We start from the raw sequence: 19918 nt of genomic DNA on the forward strand, positions 1-19918 counted from the left end.
GTCATTTCTCGAACGGAATGCGAACGATCTCGGGGCGTCGTGCGAACGATCTCGGGTGGTGCGCGAGCGTTTCGGGCGGGGTCCGAGGGCCGACGGGCCAACGCGCTCAGGCGTCGCGCCAGTTCCCTATGAGGGCCGGACCCACCTGATCGAGGTAGGCCGCTGTGAGCGTCCGTATCGCGTCCAGGCTGAAGTCGTCGCCCGTGCTCCACTGCCGCTCGGTGACCCTTATCACCCCGCCGAAGACGGCCACCGCGAGCCGCGGCCGGGGGTCGGTGTCCACGTCCACGCCCTCCCGTTCGGCGAGCACCCGGGCGATGGTCTCCTCCGTCGCCGCCGAGCGGCGCAGATGGGCGGCGAGCAGCGCGGGCGTCGACTCGATCGTGCGGTACATGCGCACGTACAGCTCGACGGGTACGACCGACTCCACCGTCTCCGCGATCGCCACCCAGCCCTCCAGGACCGCCTGCCGCAGCGCCTCCTTCGGCGCCTCGTGCGGCGGGCGTGCCCGCACGGCGGCCACGAAGTGCGCCTCGGTCATCTCCTGGACGGCGAAGGCGGCCTCCTCCTTGCCGGCGAAGTAGCGGAAGAAGGTGCGCTGCGAGACGTCGACCGCCTCGGCGATCTCGTCGACGGTCGTGCGCTCGTAACCCTGCGTGGTGAACAGTTCGAGGGCGGCCCGCACCAGTGCCTCGCGCGTACGCCGCTTCTTGCGCTCGCGCAGCGTCTCCATGGCCACTGCGACCTCTCCCTCCGTGTCCCTCCGTGCACGTCCGACCAGCTCAGCCTATGTCGCGGTGACATGTCAGTTACCGCCTAGTGAATTGGTTCGTCAATTGTCAGTGGCTGCCATTAGCCTCGAAGGTATGACTAGTCAGACCACCATCGAGACGGCGGGGCCGGGGGACGGGGCACCGGCGGACCTCTCCAAGCGGACCCCGGCCCCGGCCGCGGGACTGCGCGGCCATCCCTGGTTCACCCTCATCACCGTGGCCGTGGGGGTCATGATGGTGGCCCTCGACGGCACCATCGTGGCCATCGCCAACCCGGCCATCGCGGACGACCTGCACGCGAGCTTCTCCGACGTGCAGTGGATCACCAACGCCTACTTCCTCGCCCTCGCGGTCTCCCTGATCACCGCGGGCAAGCTCGGCGACCGCTTCGGCCACCGGCAGACCTTCCTCATCGGCGTGACCGGCTTCGCCCTCGCCTCCGGCGCCATCGGGCTGTCCGACAGCATCCCCGCGGTGGTCACCTTCCGCGTGTTCCAGGGCCTGTTCGGCGCGCTCCTGATGCCGGCCGCGCTCGGCCTGCTGCGGGCCACCTTCCCGGCCGAGAAGCTCAACATGGCGATCGGCATCTGGGGCATGGTCATCGGCGCCTCCACCGCCGGCGGCCCGATCCTCGGCGGCGTCCTCGTCCAGCACGTCAACTGGCAGTCGGTGTTCTTCATCAACGTGCCGGTCGGCCTGCTCGCCCTCGCGCTCGGCCTGCTGATCCTGCGCGACCACCGCGCCGAGAACGCGCCGCGCTCCTTCGACGTCCTCGGCATCGCACTGCTCTCCGGCGCGATGTTCTGCCTGGTCTGGGCGCTCATCAAGGCGCCGGCCTGGGGCTGGGGCAGCGGCCGGACGTGGCTGTTCATCATCGTCTCGGTGCTCCTGTTCGCCTTCTTCTCCTTCTGGGAGACGAGGGTCCGTGAGCCGCTGATCCCGCTCGGTCTGTTCCGCTCGGTCGCGCTGTCCGCCGGTGTCGTCCTGATGGTCCTCATGGCCATCGCCTTCATGGGCGGCCTGTTCTTCGTGACCTTCTACCTCCAGAAGGTGCACGGGCTCAGCCCGGTCGACGCCGGTCTGCACCTGCTCCCGCTCACCGGCATGATGATCGTCGGCTCGCCGCTGGCCGGCGTGCTGATCACCAAGCTGGGCCCGCGCGTCCCGCTCGCCTCGGGCATGGCGGTCACCGCGATCGCCATGTACGGCATGTCGACGCTCGAGGCCGACACCGGCAGCGGGGTCATGTCCATCTGGTTCGCGCTGCTCGGTCTCGGCCTCGCGCCGGTGATGGTGGGTGCGACGGAGGTCATCGTCGGCAACGCCCCCATGGAGCTGTCCGGTGTCGCCGGCGGTCTCCAGCAGGCGGCCATGCAGATCGGCGGCAGCCTCGGTACGGCGGTGCTGGGTGCCGTGATGGCGTCCAAGGTCGACAGCTCCCTGCCGGACAACTGGGCCGCCGCGGGGCTGCCCAAGCTGACGCCGTCCCAGCTGGACCAGGCCTCCGAGGCCGTCCAGGTCGGTGTGGCGCCGGTGACGAAGGACATGCCGGCGGCGCTGGTCGCCAAGATCACCTCGGTCGCGCACGACACCTTCATCTCCGGTATGAGCCTCGCCTGCCTGGTCGCGGCGGGCGTGGCCGCGGTCGCCGTCCTCGTCGCCCTCCTCACCAAGCGCGGGGAGAACGCGGAGGCGGGCGCGGGCGTCGGTCACATCTGAGAGTGCCTGCGGCGCTTGGGCGGACCCCGCTCAAGCGCCGTTCTGCGTTCGTCGCCGGGCGGCTGCGGCTGCGGCTGGGTGGGGGCTTTTCGCGCGGTTCCCCGCGCCCCTGGGGAACCGCGGTGCCGTCGGCCGGATCGCGTACCGGCGCCGCTGCGGGCAGTCGTGCCGCTGCGCCCACCCCCAGCCGGTTGTCATACCCGGCGTCGGTTCAGCTCCGTTGCTCTTCCCGTTCCGTGGCCAGCCGAGCGACTTCGGCTCGCAGCAGGCGAACCTCCTCGGTCAGCGAGGCGATCGCCTCCGTCTGCCGCCGCTCCTCCACCTCGTCCTTCTCGAAACGGGAGATGAACCACGCGGCGATGTTCGCGGTGACGACACCCAGCAGCGCGATCCCGGACAGCATCAGGCCCACCGCGATCATCCGACCCAGCCCCGTGGTCGGCGAATGATCCCCGTACCCGACGGTGGTCATCGTGGTGAACGACCACCACACCGCGTCACCCAGCGTCCGGATGTTCCCGTTCGGCGAGTCCCGCTCCACCGAGAGCACCGCCAGCGAACCGAACATCAGCAGCCCGATCACCGACCCCACCACGTACGTGGTCAGCCGGATCTGCGGAGCCATCCGCGCCCGCTGCCCCACCAGCAGCAGCGTCGACACCAGCCGCAGCAGCCGGAGCGGTTGCAGCACCGGCAGCACCACCGCGCACAGGTCCAGCCAGTGCGTCCGTACGAACTCCCGGCGCCGGGGCACGAGGGCGAGGCGCACCAGGTAGTCCAGCGCGAACGCCCCCCACACCACCCACTCCACGACGGTGCACGCGGCCGTCGTCGCAGGACTCGTGGAACTGTCCACGATCGGCACGGCGTACGCCACGGCGAAGGCCACCGCCAGCGCCAGCAGCGGCCGTTGGGTGTGCCGCTCCCACCGGGCCAGCGCCGTCTGTTCCTCCATGCCCGCATCGTAGAGAAGACGCGGGCCGGGACGGCGCAGGCCCAAGACGAAACAAGGGCGGTGGAGCGTTCGCTCCACCGCCCTCGGCCTCCGCCGTCAGGTGCGCAGCGGCGTCACGCGTCGCCGCCCGCGGCCCCCGGATGCGCCGCCGTGACGTCCAGCAGCTGGTACCGGTCGATGGCCTGCTTGAGCACGGACCGGTCGACCTTGCCCTCCTTCGCCAGCTCGGTCAGCACCGCGACCGCGATCGACTGCGCGTCGATGTGGAAGAACCGGCGCGCCGCACCCCGGGTGTCCGCGAAGCCGAACCCGTCCGCGCCCAGCGACTGGTACGACCCCGGCACCCACCGGGCGATCTGGTCCGGAACCGACCGCATCCAGTCGGACACCGCCACGAACGGCCCCTCGGACCCGCTCAGCTTCTGCGTCACGTACGGCACCCGCTGCTCCTCCTCCGGGTGCAGCAGGTTGTGCTCCTCGCAGGCCACGGCCTCACGGCGCAGCTCGTTCCAGGAGGTCGCGGACCAGACGCCGGCCCTGACGTTCCACTCCTCGGCGAGGATCTTCTGGGCCTCCAGCGCCCACGGCACGGCGACACCGGACGCCATGATCTGCGCCGGGATCGCGCCGCCCGTGCCCTCGCTGAGCCTGTGGACGCCCTTGAGGATGCCCTCGACGTCCACGTTCTCCGGCTCGGCCGGGTGCTGGATGGGCTCGTTGTAGACGGTGAGGTAGTAGAAGACGTCCTCGCCGTGCGGATGTCCGGGGTTCTCGGTGGAGCCGCCGTACATGCGGCGCAGACCGTCCTGGACGATGTACGCGATCTCGTACGAGTACGCCGGGTCGTACGCCACGCACGCCGGGTTCGTCGAGGCGAGCAGCTGCGAGTGGCCGTCGGCGTGCTGGAGGCCCTCACCGGTCAGGGTCGTCCGGCCGGCGGTCGCGCCGAGGACGAAGCCGCGCGCCAGCTGGTCGGCCATCTGCCAGAACTGGTCACCCGTGCGCTGGAACCCGAACATCGAGTAGAAGACGTACACCGGGATCAGCGGCTCGCCGTGCGTGGCGTACGCCGAGCCGGCCGCGATCAGCGAGGACGTGCAGCCCGCCTCCGAGATGCCGTCGTGCAGCATCTGACCGGTCGGCGACTCCTTGTAGGCCAGGAGCAGGTCCCGGTCCACCGACTCGTACTGCTGGCCGAGCGGGTTGTAGATCTTCGCGCTCGGGAAGAAGGAGTCCATGCCGAACGTGCGGTACTCGTCCGGCGCGATCAGCACGAACCGCTTGCCGATCTCCTTGTCCCGCATGAGGTCCTTCAGCAGTCGCACGAACGCCATGGTGGTGGCGATGGACTGCTGCCCGGAGCCCTTCTTCACACTCGCGTACGTCTTGTCGTCCGGCAGCGCGAGCGGCTTCGAGCGCACGACGCGCGTCGGGACGTACCCGCCGTGCGACTTGCGCCGGTCGTGCATGTACTGGATCTCCTCCGAGTTGCGGCCCGGGTGGTAGTACGGCGGCAGGCCGGACTCCAGCTCCTTGTCGGAGATCGGCAGGTGCAGGCGGTCCCGGAACCCCTTGAGGTCGTCGACCGTCAGCTTCTTCATCTGGTGCGTGGCGTTGCGGCCCTCGAAGTTCGGGCCCAGCGTCCAGCCCTTGATCGTCTTCGCGAGGATGACCGTCGGCTGACCCTTGTGCTCCTTGGCCGCCTTGAACGCCGCGTAGATCTTGCGGTGGTCGTGACCGCCGCGGCCCAGGTGCAGGATCTGGTCGTCGGTCATGTTCTGGACCATCGCGCGCAGCCGCTGGTCGTCACCGAAGAAGTGGTCGCGGATGTACGCGCCGGACTCGGTGGCGTACGTCTGGAACTGGCCGTCGGGCGTGATGTTCATCTTGTTGACCAGCACGCCGTCACGGTCCTGGGCGAGCAGCGGGTCCCAGGTGCGGTCCCACACCAGCTTGATGACGTTCCAGCCGGCGCCCCGGAAGACCGACTCCAGCTCCTGGATGATCTTGCCGTTGCCGCGCACCGGGCCGTCCAGGCGCTGCAGGTTGCAGTTGACCACGAAGGTCAGGTTGTCCAGGCCCTCGCGCGCCGCGATGGACAGCTGGCCGAGCGACTCCGGCTCGTCCATCTCGCCGTCGCCGAGGAACGCCCACACGTGCGACCTGGAGGTGTCCGCGATGCCGCGCGCCTGCATGTAGCGGTTCATCCGCGCCTGGTAGATCGCGCCGAGCGGGCCGAGGCCCATGGAGACCGTCGGGAACTCCCAGAAGTCCGGCATCGAGCGCGGGTGCGGGTAGCTGGACAGCCCGTCCGGGTACTTCGACTTCTCCTGCCGGAAACCGTCGAGCTGGTCCGCGGAGAGGCGGTCGAGCAGGTACGCGCGCGCGTAGATGCCAGGGGACGCGTGTCCCTGGAAGTAGACCTGGTCGCCGCCGTCGCCCTCGTCCTTGCCCCGGAAGAAGTGGTTGAAGCCCACGTCGTACAGGGACGCGGAGGAGGCGAACGTGGCGATGTGGCCGCCGACGCCGATGCCGGGGCGCTGGGCGCGCGAAACCATCACGGCCGCGTTCCAGCGGGTCGCGTTGAGGACCTTGCGCTCGATCTCCTCGTTGCCGGGGAAGAACGGCTCGTCCTTGGTGGCGATCGTGTTGACGTAGTCCGTGCTGCGCATCTCGGGCACGGCCACGCGCTTCTCGCGGGCTCGCTCGATCAGGCGCAGCATGAGGTAGCGGGCCCGCTCCCGGCCGCGCTCGTCCACCGCCGCGTCGAGGGAGTCGAGCCACTCCTTGGTCTCTTCGGGGTCGAAGTCAGGAACCTGACTCGGCAGGCCGCCAATGATGATCGGGGTGCGATCGGATCCGGAAGCCACGCTGTTCCTTACCTGTCAAAGGGCCGCTTTTTTGTTCGCACGTACTGCTCGTGCCTGCTGCCGGCACCTACTGTTCGTGCCTGCACCGTTCCCCATCGTGTACCTCGGAACGGCGTACGTCATCTCCACCTGCGCACTTCGCTGGTCAAAACGCAACGATACGCCCGGGGTGTGACGGGCATGGCAAAGTTGTTCGAGGGGCGTATCGGAGGATGATTCCGAACCGGGTAAAGCGGGCAAGTCGGGCGCAGCGGGGTGATGTGGTTCCTCGGGAATCGGGATACGGTGCCAGGAGTTGCGGCGACACGGCCGGGATCGTCACCGTTTCGGCGGCCTGAACGGCCGGGTACTTGCGCGATCCGTCCCGCCCGTGTGGACTACGGCCAATGCTTCGCGCACGCGCGTGGCTGAGACATTCACAGACATGATCAGGAGGCAACCCGTGAGCGCGACCGCGGACCACGCGGAGGAGCGGACGAACCCTGCCGCCAGGCTGGGGTTCCAGCCCGGGCAGGTGGTCCAGGAGATCGGCTACGACGACGACGTCGATCAGGAGCTCCGCGAGGTCATTGAGGAAGTCATCGAGGCCGACCTCATGGACGAGGACTACGACGACGTGGCCGACGCCGTCGTGCTGTGGTTCCGTGATGACGACGGCGACCTCACGGATGCGCTGGTGGATGCCACCACGTACATCGAAGAGGGCGGCGCCATCCTGCTCCTCACGCCGAAGACCGGCCGTTCGGGGTACGTGGAGCCGAGCGACATCTCGGAAGCCGCGACGACGGCCGGCCTGACCGCGTCCAAGAGCGTCAGCGTCGGCAAGGACTGGAGCGGCTCGCGCCTGGCGACGCCGAAGGCCGCGAAGTCCAAGAGGTGACCTTCCGGTGAGTCCGGGCTGGGCCGACCGGCCCAGCCCGGCTGCCGCACGTGCCTCGGTGATCGCTGCGTAGGGTGGGGTCCAGCGTTTGCTGTGCCCTCATCCCGGGGGCCCACCGAAGGGAAGCACGACGATGGCGATCCAGGTCGGCGACAAGGCACCCGACTTCGAACTCAAGGACAACCACGGCCGCAGCGTGAAGCTCTCCGACTTCCGCGGCGAGAAGAACGTGGTCCTGCTCTTCTACCCCTTCGCCTTCACCGGTGTGTGCACCGGTGAGCTGTGCGAGCTGCGCGACAACCTGCCGCAGTTCTCCGACCGCGACACCCAGCTGCTCGCCGTCTCCAACGACTCCATCCACAGCCTGCGCGTCTTCGCCGAGCAGGAGGGCCTGGAGTACCCGCTGCTCAGCGACTTCTGGCCGCACGGCAACGTCTCGCGCGCCTACGGCGTCTTCGACGAGGACAAGGGCTGTGCCGTCCGGGGCACCTTCGTCATCGACAAGGAGGGCGTCGTGCGGTGGACCGTCGTCAACGGCCTGCCGGACGCCCGTGACCTGAACGAGTACGTGAAGGCGCTCGACACCCTGTGAGCCGGTCCGCCCCCGACACCGGTGAACCTTCGGGCTCAGGGTCTGCGAGGGCGGGAACCCGTCACTAGGATCGGCACGTTGATCCCATATCCGAAGCACGACGGGGCTTCCCGGCCCCTGGACACCACATGGAGGACCCGTGGGAGTCAGCCTCAGCAAGGGCGGCAACGTATCGCTGACGAAGGAGGCCCCGGGCCTGACCGCCGTCATCGTCGGCCTGGGGTGGGACGTGCGTACCACGACCGGCACCGACTTCGACCTCGACGCCAGTGCCCTGCTGCTGAACAACTCCGGCAAGGTCGCGAGCGACCAGCACTTCGTCTTCTTCAACAACCTCAAGAGCCCCGACGGCTCGGTCGAGCACACCGGTGACAACATCACCGGTGAGGGCGAGGGCGACGACGAACAGATCAAGGTGAACCTGGCCGGCGTCCCGGCCGACGTCGAGAAGATCGTCTTCCCGGTGTCGATCTACGACGCCGAGAACCGTCAGCAGTCCTTCGGCCAGGTCCGCAACGCGTTCATCCGCGTCGTCAACCAGGCCGGCGAGCAGGAGATCGCCCGCTACGACCTGAGCGAGGACGCGTCCACCGAGACCGCCATGGTCTTCGGCGAGCTCTACCGGCACGGCGCGGAGTGGAAGTTCCGCGCCATCGGCCAGGGCTACGCCTCGGGCCTGCGCGGCATCGCCCAGGACTTCGGCGTCAACGTCTGACGCGGAAAGACCGCAGAGTACGTCCGGCGCCGCACCGTTTACGGGCGGCGCCGGACGCGCAGGACAACCAGGGAAGCACCACTAGGGGAGGACCAGCATCATGGGCGTCACGCTCGCCAAGGGAGGCAACGTCTCCCTCTCCAAGGCCGCACCGAACCTCACCAACGTCCTGATCGGGCTCGGCTGGGACGCGCGTTCCACCACCGGCGCCCCCTTCGACCTCGATGCCAGCGCCCTGCTCTGCGGTGCCGGGAACCGGGTCATGGGCGACGAGTGGTTCGTGTTCTACAACCAGCTCAAGAGCCCCGACGGCTCGGTCGAGCACACCGGTGACAACCTCACCGGTGAGGGCGAGGGCGACGACGAGTCGATCCTGGTGGACCTCGCCAAGGTGCCGGCCCAGTGCGAGAAGATCGTCTTCCCCGTCTCGATCCACATGGCCGACGAGCGCGGCCAGACCTTCGGACAGGTCTCCAACGCGTTCATCCGCGTCGTCAACCAGGCCGACGGCCAGGAACTGGCCCGCTACGACCTCAGCGAGGACGCCAGCACCGAGACGGCCATGATCTTCGGCGAGCTCTACCGCTACCAGGGCGAGTGGAAGTTCCGCGCGGTGGGCCAGGGGTACGCGTCGGGGCTGCGCGGGATCGCCCTAGACTTCGGGGTCAACGTTTCGTAAAGCCGATTCCGGGGTGGGGTGAAGGGGTTCCGCTCGGACCGCCAACCGTGATCGGGCTGGAGACCCAGGTCGCCGACTTCGGATGATCGGAGTGCGTTCGTGGAACGGGAACCGCAACAGACGCCCTTGCGCCTCAGCCCCGCGCTCTGCGCGTTCGTGTACTGCGCCGTGCTGATCGCCGGCGTCGTACTGATCGTGACCGGGCGGGCCAACCCGGTCGAGGCCTCTGGCTTCACCTCTCCCTTTCTTGTGATCTTCGAAGGGGTCAGGGGGCGCTGAGCCCCCGCGGGCCCCTGGACCTGTGGCTTCCCCGTGGCGACCGACCTGCGCGTACCACTGGGAGGGATACCCCTCTAGACTCGTGGTCAACGTTTAGCAAAGCCGAGTACGGCGCGGGGGAGACCCGTACACACATGATGGGGTAGCCAGTGCTTCTGAAAACCTTCGGCTGGTCGTTCGCGATTACCGCGGTCGGCCTGGTCGCAGCGGTCTTCTACGGGGGGTGGGAGGCCCTCGGCATCGTGGCGATCCTTTCCATCCTCGAGATCTCGCTGTCGTTCGACAACGCGGTGGTCAACGCCGGAATCCTGAAGAAGATGAACGCCTTCTGGCAGAAGATCTTCCTCACGATCGGCGTGCTCATCGCGGTCTTCGGCATGCGACTGGTCTTCCCCGTCGTCATCGTCGCGGTCACCGCCAAGATGGGCCCGATCGAGGCCGTCAACCTCGCCCTCAACAACAAGGACCGCTACCAGCAGCTGGTCACCGACGCCCACCCGGCGATCGCGGCCTTCGGCGGCATGTTCCTGCTGATGATCTTCCTCGACTTCATCTTCGAGGAGCGGGACATCCAGTGGCTGCGCTGGATCGAGCGGCCCCTGGCCAAGCTCGGCAAGGTCGACATGCTGTCGGTCTGCATCTCGCTGGTCGTCCTGCTGATCGCGTCCTTCACCTTCGCCACCCACGCCCACCAGCACGGCGGCGCCCATGTCGACAAGGCCCAGACGGTCCTGATCGCCGGAATCGCCGGCCTGATCACATACATGATCGTCGGCGGCCTCTCCGGCTTCTTCGAGGACAGACTCGAGGCGGAGGAGGAGCGCGAGCACGAGGAGGAGGAAGAGGCCGCCCGCACCGGCAAGAAGAAGCCGGCCATCGTCCTCGCCGGCCAGGCCGCGTTCTTCATGTTCCTCTACCTCGAGGTCCTGGACGCGTCCTTCTCCTTCGACGGTGTGATCGGCGCGTTCGCCATCACCAACGACATCGTCCTGATGGCGCTCGGCCTCGGCATCGGCGCCATGTACGTCCGGTCGCTCACCGTCTACCTGGTCCGCCAGGGCACCCTCGACGACTACGTCTACCTGGAGCACGGCGCCCACTACGCGATCGGCGCCCTTGCCGTGATCCTCATGGTCACCATCCGGTACGAGATCAACGAGGTCATCACCGGCCTCGTCGGCGTCGTCCTGATCGCCTGGTCCTTCTGGTCCTCCGTGCGCCGCAACCGCGCGCTGGCGGCCGCGGAGGGAGAGACGGGCTCGGACGAGAGAGCCGAGGTCTCCTCCGGGGTCTGACACCCCTGCCTGCGCCCCTGCCTGCCCCTACGGGCAAGATCAGGGACGTGCGGGGGTGTGACGCCCCGCGCGACGAGGAACGCTCTGTTCGGGGCGGCCGACGTGGTCGGCCGCCCCGAACGGCGTGCGGACGGACATCTGGGGGCGGGAATGGGATTCTTCGACGGGCTGCGCGGCGGGCGCGCCGAGTTCGACTCGGGCAGCGCCGGCAGCAACGCGATCGAGCTGCACCGGCGGCACCAGACGGTGTCCCTCACCAAACAGGACGCGGCCACCGGCCACCTGCGCGTCAACCTCACCTGGCGGATGCGCACCTCCGACTTCGACAGCACCCAGCGCACCAGCCTCTTCCGGCACCCCTTCAGGGCCCTCAAGCCGCCGGAGATCCTCGAGCACGGGCAGAGCATGGTCAACGTCGACCTCGACCTGGGCTGCCTGTACGAGCTGACCGACGGCACCAAGGGAGTCGTCCAGCCCCTCGGCGGCTACCTCGGCGACGTCAACTCACCTCCGTACATCAAGCTCAGCGGCGACGACCGGTTCGGATCCGCGTCCGGCGAGACCATGTACGTGAACCTGGACCACCGCGAGGCCATCAAGCGGCTGCTGGTCTTCGTGTACATCTACGACCAGACGCCCGCCTTCGACCGCACGCACGCGGTGGTGACGCTCTACCCGAGCAACGGCCCCCGCATCGAGATAGGCCTCGACGAGCGGCACCCCCAGGCCCGCTCGTGCGCCGTCGTGATGATCGAGAACGTCAAGGACGAGCTGATAGTCCGGCGCGAGGTGAAGTTCGTGTACGGCTTCCAGGGTGAGCTGGACCGGCTGTACGGGTGGGGGCTGACCTGGGGACGGGGCTACAAGACCAAGGCGGAGCGGTAGGCGCCCCGCCGACGCCTCGACCCGCTCGGACCCCTGGCCCGCTCGGACCCCTCGGTCCGCTGGGACCCCTGAGACCGCTCGGGGCCCTCAGGCCGCACCCTGACGGCCGACGAACTGCGGCCCCTGGGGCGGCAGCCGGAAGTTCGGGTCCAGGGAGGCCGCCACGGCGGGCTGCGGCTGGGGATAGCCGTAGGCCGGGCGGCTCACCGGCTGGGGGTAGCCGTAGGCCGGGCGGCTCTCCGGCTGGGGATAGCCGTACGCCGGCTGCTGCACGGACGCCGGCTGCGGGTAGCCGTACGCCGGCTGCGCCGGGACCGCCGTCGGCTGCTCCGGCGGCAGGGGCAGCGACGTGGACTCGGGGCGGCGGGGCTCCTCCTGCGCCTCCGACTCGTCCACCGAGATGCCGAAGTCCGTGGCCAGGCCCTTCAGCCCGTTCGAGTAACCCTCGCCCAGGGCACGGAACTTCCAGCCCTCCCCGCGCCGATACAGCTCCCCGCAGATCAGGGCCGTCTCCGCACCGGTCTCCGGCGTGATCTCGAACCGGGCCAGCGGCTCGGCGTCGGCGCGCGCGGCGTCGTACAGCGAGATGCACAGCGCGGGCACGCTGTCGAAGGACGTACCGTCCGCGGAGGCGACCAGCACGATGCGGTCGATTGCCGGCTCGACACCGGCCAGGTCCGACTGGATCGTGTCGGTCAGCCCCTCGGCGACCCGCTTCTTGCCGAGCCGCCACACCTTCCCGGAAGGGTGCCGGGGCTGGTTGTAGAAGACGAAGTCCTCGTCGGAGCGCACGCGCCCGTCGGAGCCCAGCAGCAGCGCCGACGCGTCCACGTCCGGGACGCCCTGTCCCGCGGTCCAGCGCAGCACGGCACGGACCGTGGTGGCCTCGAGGGGGACGTTCGACCCCTTCAGCATCGCGTGCGTCATGCGGTCATCCTGCCTTCTCCGTCCTGGCCACGACAACGCGGGGGGTGTTCCCGTGTGCACGGGCGAGTTACCCGGAATTCATGCCCGCAGGGAACCCTCGACATGGGTCCCTACGTACTATTTACGGTCACCCTTTTTACCGAACTCACAGACACGGCAAGCGCCGTGAGGGAGTCCTATGCGTCATTTCGGGCACATCGCCCCCGAGGTGCGGGAGCGTCTGTTCCACCAGGAGCCGTGCGCGTTCACCGCCGACTCCCCGGCCCGGGTCCTCGCCGCGGCCCTGGGCGCCACGCTGTACAGCCCGGCCACCCGGCCCCGGCTGGCCGACGACGTCCTCAAGCAGGCCGCCGCTGGCGTGGTCTCGATGGTGCTGTGCCTGGAGGACTCCATCGACGACGCGGACGTCGCGGCCGGCGAGGACAACCTCGTCCGCCACCTCACCGACCTCGACTCCCGCCCGGGCGCCGAGCCGCCCCTGCTGTTCATCCGGGTGCGCACCCCCGAGCAGATCCCCGACCTGGCCCGCCGCCTGGGCACCGCCGTCCGGCAGCTGTCCGGCTTCGTGATGCCCAAGTTCACCGAGGAACGCGGAATCCCCTTCCTCGAGGCGCTCACCGCCGCCGAGGCCGCCAGCGGCAGACGGCTGTTCGCCATGCCCGTCCTCGAATCGCCCGAGCTGCTCTACCGCGAGTCCCGCGTGGAGACCCTGGAGGGCATACTCCGCGCCGTCGGCAAGTTCCGCGACCGCGTGCTCGCCCTGCGCCTCGGCGTCACCGACTTCTGCTCCTCCTACGGGCTGCGCCGCGCCCCCGACATGACCGCCTACGACGTCCAGATCGTCGCCTCCGTGATCGCCGACGTCGTCAACATGCTCGCCCGCGCCGACGGCACCGGATTCACCGTGACCGGCCCCGTGTGGGAGTACTTCCGCATGCCCGAGCGCATGTTCAAGCCCCAGCTGCGCCAGAGCCCCTTCCTGCAGGTGCAGGCCGTCGAACTGCGCGAGAAGCTGATCGAGCACGCCATGGACGGGCTGCTGCGGGAGATCTCCCTCGACCAGGCCAACGGCCTGCTCGGCAAGACCTGCATCCATCCCTCCCACGTCCTGCCCGTGCACGCGCTGTCCGTGGTCAGCCACGAAGAGTTCAGTGACGCCCAGGACATCCTGCGGCCGGAACGCGGCGGCGGGGGTGTACTCAGGTCCGCCTACACGAACAAGATGAACGAAGTGAAGCCGCACCGCGCCTGGGCCGAGCGGACCCTGCTGCGCGCCGAGGTCTTCGGCGTCGCCAAAGAGGACGTCGGCTTCGTGGAGCTGCTCGCCGCCGGGATACCCGGCTGACCACCCAACCCAAGGAACGCATGAACAAGGCAGTGAACGACGGGGTCTGGTCCGGCCGCTGGGTCGCCGAGCGACTCGGGGTCGAACTCGAGGGCGACGACGGCCTGCGGGCCCTGCTCGGGCTCGCGCTGCGCCGCAACCCCAAGCGGGCCCACCTGCTCGTCTCCCACGTGCTCGGCAAGCACGTACCGCAGTCGCCGTCCGTGGTCTACGGCCACGGGTTCAGCCTGGGCCGCCGCGTCCGCGACCTGCTCGGCGAGACCGAGGCCGCCTCCGCCGTCGTCCTCGGCTACGCGGAGACCGCCACCGGCCTCGGCCACGCGGTCGCCGACGGCCTCGGCCACGCCCCGTACCTGCACTCCACGCGCCGCCCCGTCCCCGGCATCGCCCCGGCGGGCGGCTTCGAGGAGTCCCACTCCCACGCCACCTCCCACCTGCTGCTCCCCGAGGACCCCGCCCTGCTGGCGGGCGACGGCCCGCTGGTCCTGGTGGACGACGAGTTCTCCACCGGCAACACGGTCCTCAACACCATCCGCGACCTGCACGCACGCTACCCGCGGCGCCGGTACGTGGTCGTCGCCCTGGTCGACATGCGCTCCGCCGACGACACCGCCCGGCTGGAACGATTCGCCACCGAGATCGGCGCCCGCGTGGACCTGGTCGCCGCCGCCTCCGGGACCGTACGCCTGCCGCAGGACGTGCTGGAGAAGGGCCGGCGGCTGGTCGCCGAGCACGAGACGGCCGCCGCCGGGAGCGAACCCGCACCCGACGCGCCCGCCCCCGGCCAGGACGCGGACCACGGCTCGTACGAGGCGTCGTACGGCCGGATCACCCACGTCGACCTGTACTGGCCCCGCGGCCTGCCCGACGGCGGCCGGCACGGGTTCACACCCGCGCACCGGGCCCGGCTCGAGGCAGCGCTGCCCGCCATGGCCGCCCGGGTCGCCGAAGCGCTGCCCACAGGCGCCCGGCGGGTGCTCGTCCTCGGCTTCGAGGAGCTGATGTACGCCCCGCTGCGCATCGCCCGCGAGCTGGAGCAGATCGTCCCGGCCGAGGTGCGCTTCTCGACCACCACCCGCTCACCCGTCCTCGCCGTCGACGACCCCGGCTACGCGATCCGCACCCGCCTCGCCTTCCCCGCCCACGACGACCCCGCCGACGGCCCCGGCGAGCGCTACGCCTACAACGTCGCCGGCGCCGGCTTCGACGCCGTGGTCGCCGTCGTCGACTCCGCCGCCGACACCCCCCTGCTGCACACCCCCGACGGCCTCCTGGCCCGCCTCGCGGCCCACACCCCGCACGTCCTGCTCGCGGTCGTCCCGTCCTACGCCCCCGAGCCCCGCACTCGCACCGAAAGGCCGGCCATGCTGCCCGAGCCCCTCCGCGGCCCCGCCTTCTCCTCGTACGCGCCCGAGGAGGTCGGCTGGCTGCTCCAGGACCTCTCGGACGTGACCCTGGAGGCACCGACCGAGGAGCGCGAGGAGGCCATCCAGAGCGGCGGCGCACACTACGCCGAGTCGCTGCCGGTGGAGTACCAGCCGAGCGAGCAGTACCAGGAACTGTTCCACGCCGCCCTGGACGTCTCGGCCGCCAGGATCGCCCAGGCCGTCGGCGTGGTCACCGAAGCCGTGCTCACCGAACTCCCCCACTCTCGGCTTCGCTCGAGCGGGGGGACCCCCAACCCCCGCCCCGTCCTCGTCTCCCTCGCCCGCGCAGGCACCCCCGTCGGCGTCCTCATGCGACGCTGGGCCCAGCACCGCTACGGCCTCCGACTCCCGCACTACGCCGTCTCGATCGTCCGCGGCCGCGGCATCGACGCCAACGCGCTGCGCTGGCTCGCCGCCCACCACGACCCGCGCGACGTCGTCTTCGTCGACGGCTGGACCGGCAAGGGCGCCATCACCCGCGAACTCGCCGAGGCCGTCGAGGAGTTCGAGCGAAGCGAGGGTGTCACCGGCTTCGACCCGGAGATCGCCGTCCTCGCCGACCCCGGCTCCTGCGTGCGCACCTACGGCACCCGCGAGGACTTCCTCATACCCTCCGCGTGCCTCAACTCCACGGTCTCCGGCCTGATCTCGCGCACGGTCCTGCGCGCCGACCTGGTCGGCCCGAACGACTACCACGGCGCGAAGTTCTACCGCGAACTCGCCGGCGCCGACGTCTCCGTCGCCTTCCTCGACGCCGTCTCCGACCGCTTCCCCGACGTCACCGAAGACGTCGACGCGGCCGTCAAGGACCTGATGGCCGCCGACCGCACCCCGACCTGGGCCGGCTGGCGGGCCGTCGAGCGGATCAGCGAGGAGTACGGCATCCACGACGTGAACCTCGTCAAGCCCGGCGTCGGCGAGACCACCCGGGTGCTGCTGCGCCGGGTGCCCTGGAAGATCCTGGCCAAGGCCGGCGCCGGCGCCGACCTCGACCACGTACGGCTGCTGGCCGAACAGAGAGGCGTTCCGGTGGAGGAGGTCGGCGAACTGCCGTACACCTGCGTGGGGTTGATCCACCCCAAGTACACGCGGGGCGCCACGGGTGCCGACGGCAGGGCGGTGAACGTCTGATGCCGGTGCTGGTGGCGAGCGACCTCGACCGTACGCTGATCTACTCCTCCGCGGCCCTGGCCCTGACCATGCCGGACGCGCGGGCGCCCCGGCTGCTGTGCGTGGAGGTCCACGAGAGCAAGCCCCTGTCGTTCATGACCGAGACGGCGGCCCAGCTGCTGACCGACCTCGGCGACACGGCCGTCTTCGTGCCGACCACGACCCGCACCCGCAAGCAGTACCAGCGCATCAACCTGCCCGGCCCGCAGCCGGCGTTCGCGATCTGCGCCAACGGCGGCCACCTCCTCGTCGACGGGGTCACGGACCAGGACTGGCACGCGGCGGTGCAGGCCCGGCTCGCCGACGAGTGCGCGCCGCTGGAGGAGATCCGCGAGCACCTGAACGTGTCCGCCGACCCCGCGTGGCTGCGCAAGCACCGGGTCGCCGAGGATCTCTTCGCCTACCTGGTCGTCGAGCGCGAGCTGCTGCCCGAGGAATGGGTGAAGGAACTGGCCGTGTGGGCGCAGGAGCGGGGCTGGGGGGTCTCCCTCCAGGGCCGGAAGATCTACGCCGTCCCCAAGCCGCTCACCAAGAGCGCGGCCGTCCGCGAGGTCGCCCGCCGCACCGGCGCGGAGCTGACCCTGGCGGCCGGCGACTCCCTCCTGGACGCCGACCTGCTCCTGGCCGCCGACCGCGGCTGGCGCCCCGCGCACGGCGAACTGGCCGACAGCGACTGGACCGCCCCGGCGATCGCCGCGCTGGCGGAACGGGGCGTACTGGCCGGGGAACGCATCACACGCGAGTTCCTGAAGGCGGCGCGTGGGGGCGCGCAGGTGGGTCAACCGTCGTAGGCGAACGGTTGTAGGCGAACGGTCGTGGGCCACGGTTGTGGCCCCACGGGCGCCGGCTCGGCGGGGCGACGCCCGTGGGCCGACACCCGAAGGTCAACCCAACGGGTGCCGACTCCCCGGGTCGACACCCGTAGGCAAACGCCCGTCGATCAGCCGCAGCAGCCTCCGCCGCAGCAGCCGCCTCCTCCGCCCCCACCCGCCTGCGGCGCCGGGGACGCGGCCTTGGACGTGCCGCCCACGGCGACCGTCGACAGCAGCTTGACCGTGTCGTCGTGGCCCGTGGGGCAGGCCGCCGGGGCGGCGGACTCCGCCATGGGGCGGCTCAGTTCGAAGGTGTCGCCGCAGGTCCGGCAGCGGTACTCGTAGCGAGGCATGCGCACAGGTTAACCGCCGGACCCGAAGGACGGGACGTCACGAAGGGTGCTGCTCCGTGGCTTGTCGCTCCGTGGCCTGTTCGGCCGCGTCGGGGTGGCGGGCCCGCCAGTACGGGTTGTCGTGCGGCAGGGTCGAGCCCACCCGGCCGTACATGCCGAAGGTCATCAGCAGGATGCCCACGACGAAGCTGAACAGCACGTTCTGGATCTTGAACGCCAGGAAGTTGTTCGGGGTGTCCAGCAGGCCGAGGAACAGGAAGCCGTTCAGCAGGAACAGCACGCCGAGCACCATGTTCAGCGTCGATGCGACGTTCCCGCCGATCACCATGCCGAGCAGCAGGATCGCGCCGATGCAGATCGAGAGGACGCTGAGTGCGCCGTTGGTGTTCAGCCCGGCGGCGGTCGCACCGCCTGTGCTGAAGAAGCCGATGTGGTTGAGCAGACCAAGGATGCCGAAGGCGACGAGGAACGCGCCGATGACGCCCGCGCCGATCCGGTAGACCGTGTTCAGCCGATGGTCGACGGGCAGATGCCTGTCGAACTCGATCCGTCGTCGCGGCTTCGTGTGCACTGCGTGTGTGGCCATGTCCGCCTCCCTCGGGCGCTAGCGGAGGCCATCCGTCCACCCAATATCCGCCTGCCCCGCGCCGCCCCGCAACCGCCGGGGCCGCCTGCTGCGGGCATGAGGGCGAGGGCACGCGCACGGCACGATCCGCACAGCCCCCCGCCCGGCACAGCCCCCCGCTCGGGGCACGGCCCCGCTCAGTGCCCGCCGCGCTCCTCGCGAATCTGGGCCACCACCCGGGCGACCGTCTGCCGGACGGCCTCCGTCTCGGTCAGGAAGTGCCAGTAGTCGGGGTGCCGCCCCTCCAGCGTGCCGATCGCCCGCTCCAGCCGGGCCACCGCGTCGTCCAGCGGCCGGGCGTGCCGCGGGTCCGGTGTGCTGCGCCCCGTCATCGCCAGCCGCTGGGCGTCCCGGATCGCGAACCGGGTCCGCTGGATCTCCGCCTGCGGATCCTTCTGCACGGCGTTCAGCCTGGTCAGCCGGTCACCGGCGGCCGAGACTGCCTCGTCGGTGGTGTTGAGAAGGGCCCGTACGGCCGACAGCAGCGAGGTGGCGTCGGCCCACCGCTGGGCGTCTCGCGCGGCCTGCGCCTCGCGCAGCTTCAGCTCGGCCTGCCGGACGTTCTCCGTGGCCTGCTCCGGCACGTGCTGCAGATCCTGCCAGCAGGCGGCCGCGAACCGCCGCCGCAGCTCGCTCAGGACGGGGTCGACCTGCCCGGCCCTGGTGGTCAGCGCCTGGGCGCGGGTGCGCAGGCTGACCAGCCGGTGATCGATCTCGGCGGCCTTCTCCGGCAGCCGCTCCGCCTCCGCCCGGATCGCCGCGGCCTCCCGCTGCACCCGCTCGGCCCGCTCCAGCGTCGCCGCCACCCCGTGCTGCCCGGCGCCCTGGTTCAGCTTCGTCAGCTCGGGCGAGAGGGCGGCGAGCCGGGCGGCGAGGTCGTCGGCGCGCAGGTTCTTCGCGCGTACGGCGTCCAGCGCGTTGCTCGCGCCCAGCAGCGCCTGCCGGGCCCGCTCCACGGCGGGGGCGAGCCGGGCCAGCTGCGTCTCGGCCTTGCCGAGCAGCGGACCGAGCGAACTGCCGAAACCGTCCAGCTCCTGCTTGACCCGGACCAGTTCGTCCTTGGCCGCGGTCAGCTCCCCGCGCGCCCGCACCGCCGTAGCGGCGTCCAGGTCGTCCCGGTCGAGGTCATGGGCGTCGACCGCCTGGATATACCGCTGGCTGGCCTCGTCTATACGCCGGCCCAGCGCGTCGAAGTCGGAGACCGCGCGCCGGGCGGCCGGGGAGTCGTCGACGGCCGTGATGGTCTCGACTGAGATCCGCAGATCCCGCTGGGCGGTGTCGAGTTCGTAGAACGCGGCCGCCGCCGCGTCCTTCGCGGCCTGCGCCTCCGCCCGCTGGCTCTCCGCGCGCCCGCCGAACCAGCGCCGGGTGCCACCGCCCGCGAACGCGGCCGGCAGCGCGAGCGCCGCCAGCACCGGCAGACTCATCAGGGTGAGGGTGTCACGCAGCGACATGAACGCGCCCCGGTGCCGGGCCCGTGGGATCGACGGCGGGTACGGCTGCGAAGGTGGCGTGCCCGGTGTCGCCGTCACATCCCTCTCCTGCGTTGTGGTTCGCCCTGGGTGGTGACATTCTCCCACCCGTTGAAGACGAACACACGGGTCGGTCGGTTCGCCG

18 protein-coding genes are annotated in these 19918 nt (G+C 70.3%); 11 read left to right on the forward strand and 7 right to left on the reverse strand.

The features are described 5' to 3' along the window. Nucleotides 1-106 precede the first annotated feature (106 nt). A complete protein-coding gene (locus ACWD5D_RS04905) occupies nucleotides 107-733 on the reverse strand; it encodes a TetR family transcriptional regulator (protein WP_451371577.1) in 627 nt (208 codons plus the stop codon). A gap of 133 nt (nucleotides 734-866) precedes the next feature. Here ACWD5D_RS04905 and ACWD5D_RS04910 point away from each other — a divergent pair, with 133 nt between their 5' ends. Further along, nucleotides 867-2492, forward strand: coding sequence for an MFS transporter (locus ACWD5D_RS04910; RefSeq protein WP_451371362.1), 1626 nt, complete (start codon nucleotides 867-869; stop codon nucleotides 2490-2492). A 211-nt stretch (nucleotides 2493-2703) separates the two neighbouring features. On the opposite strand, the gene ACWD5D_RS04915 is transcribed toward ACWD5D_RS04910, so the two are convergent. Together ACWD5D_RS04915 and aceE are read right to left on the reverse strand one after the other, a co-directional pair. After that, nucleotides 2704-3447 carry a potassium channel family protein gene (locus ACWD5D_RS04915; RefSeq protein ID WP_451371363.1) on the reverse strand — a complete coding sequence of 248 codons (744 nt, stop codon included), beginning with the start codon at nucleotides 3445-3447 and terminating at the stop codon, nucleotides 2704-2706. Between the two features lie 113 nt (nucleotides 3448-3560). Beyond that, the gene (gene aceE / locus ACWD5D_RS04920; RefSeq protein ID WP_451371364.1) at nucleotides 3561-6317 is read right to left on the reverse strand and encodes a pyruvate dehydrogenase (acetyl-transferring), homodimeric type; all 2757 of its coding nucleotides are present in this window, start codon (nucleotides 6315-6317) and stop codon (nucleotides 3561-3563) included. 442 nt (nucleotides 6318-6759) lie between these two features. Here aceE and ACWD5D_RS04925 point away from each other — a divergent pair, with 442 nt between their 5' ends. The 7 genes from ACWD5D_RS04925 to ACWD5D_RS04955 all read left to right on the forward strand — a co-directional run bounded on the left by ACWD5D_RS04925 (nucleotide 6760) and on the right by ACWD5D_RS04955 (nucleotide 11642). Further along, entirely contained in the window at nucleotides 6760-7197 is a 438-nt protein-coding gene (locus tag ACWD5D_RS04925) for a DUF3052 domain-containing protein (protein WP_451371365.1), read from the forward strand. A gap of 133 nt (nucleotides 7198-7330) precedes the next feature. Beyond that, nucleotides 7331-7789: a peroxiredoxin gene (locus ACWD5D_RS04930; protein ID WP_451371366.1), complete on the forward strand. Its 459-nt coding sequence runs from the start codon at nucleotides 7331-7333 to the stop codon at nucleotides 7787-7789. Between the two features lie 139 nt (nucleotides 7790-7928). After that, the gene (locus ACWD5D_RS04935; RefSeq protein ID WP_201815185.1) at nucleotides 7929-8504 is read left to right on the forward strand and encodes a calcium homeostasis/redox stress adaptation protein; all 576 of its coding nucleotides are present in this window, start codon (nucleotides 7929-7931) and stop codon (nucleotides 8502-8504) included. 100 nt (nucleotides 8505-8604) lie between these two features. After that, nucleotides 8605-9183: a TerD family protein gene (locus ACWD5D_RS04940; RefSeq protein WP_451371367.1), complete on the forward strand. Its 579-nt coding sequence runs from the start codon at nucleotides 8605-8607 to the stop codon at nucleotides 9181-9183. Between the two features lie 99 nt (nucleotides 9184-9282). After that, a complete protein-coding gene (locus ACWD5D_RS04945; RefSeq protein ID WP_451371368.1) occupies nucleotides 9283-9462 on the forward strand; it encodes a hypothetical protein in 180 nt (59 codons plus the stop codon). 149 nt (nucleotides 9463-9611) lie between these two features. Next, on the forward strand, nucleotides 9612-10757 hold the full coding sequence (locus ACWD5D_RS04950) for a DUF475 domain-containing protein (RefSeq protein WP_451371369.1): 1146 nt from the start codon (nucleotides 9612-9614) through the stop codon (nucleotides 10755-10757). Nucleotides 10758-10907: 150 nt separating this feature from the next. Further along, nucleotides 10908-11642, forward strand: coding sequence for a TerD family protein (locus tag ACWD5D_RS04955; RefSeq protein WP_451371578.1), 735 nt, complete (start codon nucleotides 10908-10910; stop codon nucleotides 11640-11642). Nucleotides 11643-11729: 87 nt separating this feature from the next. Here the strand turns inward: ACWD5D_RS04955 and ACWD5D_RS04960 are convergent, their stop codons facing one another. Continuing rightward, complete coding sequence (locus ACWD5D_RS04960; RefSeq protein ID WP_451371370.1) at nucleotides 11730-12569, reverse strand: TerD family protein; 840 nt, start codon at nucleotides 12567-12569, stop codon at nucleotides 11730-11732. A gap of 178 nt (nucleotides 12570-12747) precedes the next feature. Here ACWD5D_RS04960 and ACWD5D_RS04965 point away from each other — a divergent pair, with 178 nt between their 5' ends. The 3 genes from ACWD5D_RS04965 to ACWD5D_RS04975 are packed head-to-tail and all read left to right on the forward strand — an operon-like array spanning nucleotide 12748 to nucleotide 17302. Then, entirely contained in the window at nucleotides 12748-13914 is a 1167-nt protein-coding gene (locus ACWD5D_RS04965) for an HpcH/HpaI aldolase/citrate lyase family protein (RefSeq protein ID WP_451371371.1), read from the forward strand. Between the two features lie 20 nt (nucleotides 13915-13934). Continuing rightward, the gene (locus tag ACWD5D_RS04970) at nucleotides 13935-16472 is read left to right on the forward strand and encodes a phosphoribosyltransferase (protein WP_451371372.1); all 2538 of its coding nucleotides are present in this window, start codon (nucleotides 13935-13937) and stop codon (nucleotides 16470-16472) included. Beyond that, a complete protein-coding gene (locus tag ACWD5D_RS04975; protein WP_451371373.1) occupies nucleotides 16472-17302 on the forward strand; it encodes an HAD family hydrolase in 831 nt (276 codons plus the stop codon). Before ACWD5D_RS04970 ends, ACWD5D_RS04975 begins: the two co-directional genes overlap by 1 nt. A 149-nt stretch (nucleotides 17303-17451) precedes the next feature. Here the strand turns inward: ACWD5D_RS04975 and ACWD5D_RS04980 are convergent, their stop codons facing one another. The 3 genes from ACWD5D_RS04980 to ACWD5D_RS04990 form a co-directional block, all read right to left on the reverse strand. Continuing rightward, nucleotides 17452-17676, reverse strand: coding sequence for an FmdB family zinc ribbon protein (locus ACWD5D_RS04980; RefSeq protein ID WP_451371374.1), 225 nt, complete (start codon nucleotides 17674-17676; stop codon nucleotides 17452-17454). A gap of 37 nt (nucleotides 17677-17713) precedes the next feature. After that, on the reverse strand, nucleotides 17714-18262 hold the full coding sequence (locus tag ACWD5D_RS04985; protein ID WP_451371375.1) for a DUF4383 domain-containing protein: 549 nt from the start codon (nucleotides 18260-18262) through the stop codon (nucleotides 17714-17716). A 176-nt stretch (nucleotides 18263-18438) separates the two neighbouring features. Then, nucleotides 18439-19833 (reverse strand): hypothetical protein, encoded by a 1395-nt coding sequence (locus tag ACWD5D_RS04990; RefSeq protein WP_451371376.1) that lies wholly within the window; start codon nucleotides 19831-19833, stop codon nucleotides 18439-18441. Between the last annotated feature and the right edge of the window lie 85 nt (nucleotides 19834-19918).

This window comes from Streptomyces sp. NPDC002520 (assembly GCF_053595235.1).

Bases quoted from the DNA above. Each gene is read 5' to 3' on its own strand.
- ACWD5D_RS04905 (WP_451371577.1), bottom strand. From the start codon at position 733: ATGGAGACGCTGCGCGAGCGCAAGAAGCGGCGTACGCGCGAGGCACTG.
- ACWD5D_RS04910 (WP_451371362.1), top strand. From the start codon at position 867: ATGACTAGTCAGACCACCATCGAGACGGCGGGGCCGGGGGACGGGGCA.
- ACWD5D_RS04915 (WP_451371363.1), bottom strand. From the start codon at position 3,447: ATGGAGGAACAGACGGCGCTGGCCCGGTGGGAGCGGCACACCCAACGG.
- ACWD5D_RS04930 (WP_451371366.1), top strand. From the start codon at position 7,331: ATGGCGATCCAGGTCGGCGACAAGGCACCCGACTTCGAACTCAAGGAC.
- ACWD5D_RS04940 (WP_451371367.1), top strand. From the start codon at position 8,605: ATGGGCGTCACGCTCGCCAAGGGAGGCAACGTCTCCCTCTCCAAGGCC.
- ACWD5D_RS04955 (WP_451371578.1), top strand. From the start codon at position 10,908: ATGGGATTCTTCGACGGGCTGCGCGGCGGGCGCGCCGAGTTCGACTCG.
- ACWD5D_RS04960 (WP_451371370.1), bottom strand. From the start codon at position 12,569: ATGACGCACGCGATGCTGAAGGGGTCGAACGTCCCCCTCGAGGCCACC.
- ACWD5D_RS04965 (WP_451371371.1), top strand. From the start codon at position 12,748: ATGCGTCATTTCGGGCACATCGCCCCCGAGGTGCGGGAGCGTCTGTTC.
- ACWD5D_RS04970 (WP_451371372.1), top strand. From the start codon at position 13,935: ATGAACAAGGCAGTGAACGACGGGGTCTGGTCCGGCCGCTGGGTCGCC.
- ACWD5D_RS04975 (WP_451371373.1), top strand. From the start codon at position 16,472: ATGCCGGTGCTGGTGGCGAGCGACCTCGACCGTACGCTGATCTACTCC.
- ACWD5D_RS04980 (WP_451371374.1), bottom strand. From the start codon at position 17,676: ATGCCTCGCTACGAGTACCGCTGCCGGACCTGCGGCGACACCTTCGAA.
- ACWD5D_RS04985 (WP_451371375.1), bottom strand. From the start codon at position 18,262: ATGGCCACACACGCAGTGCACACGAAGCCGCGACGACGGATCGAGTTC.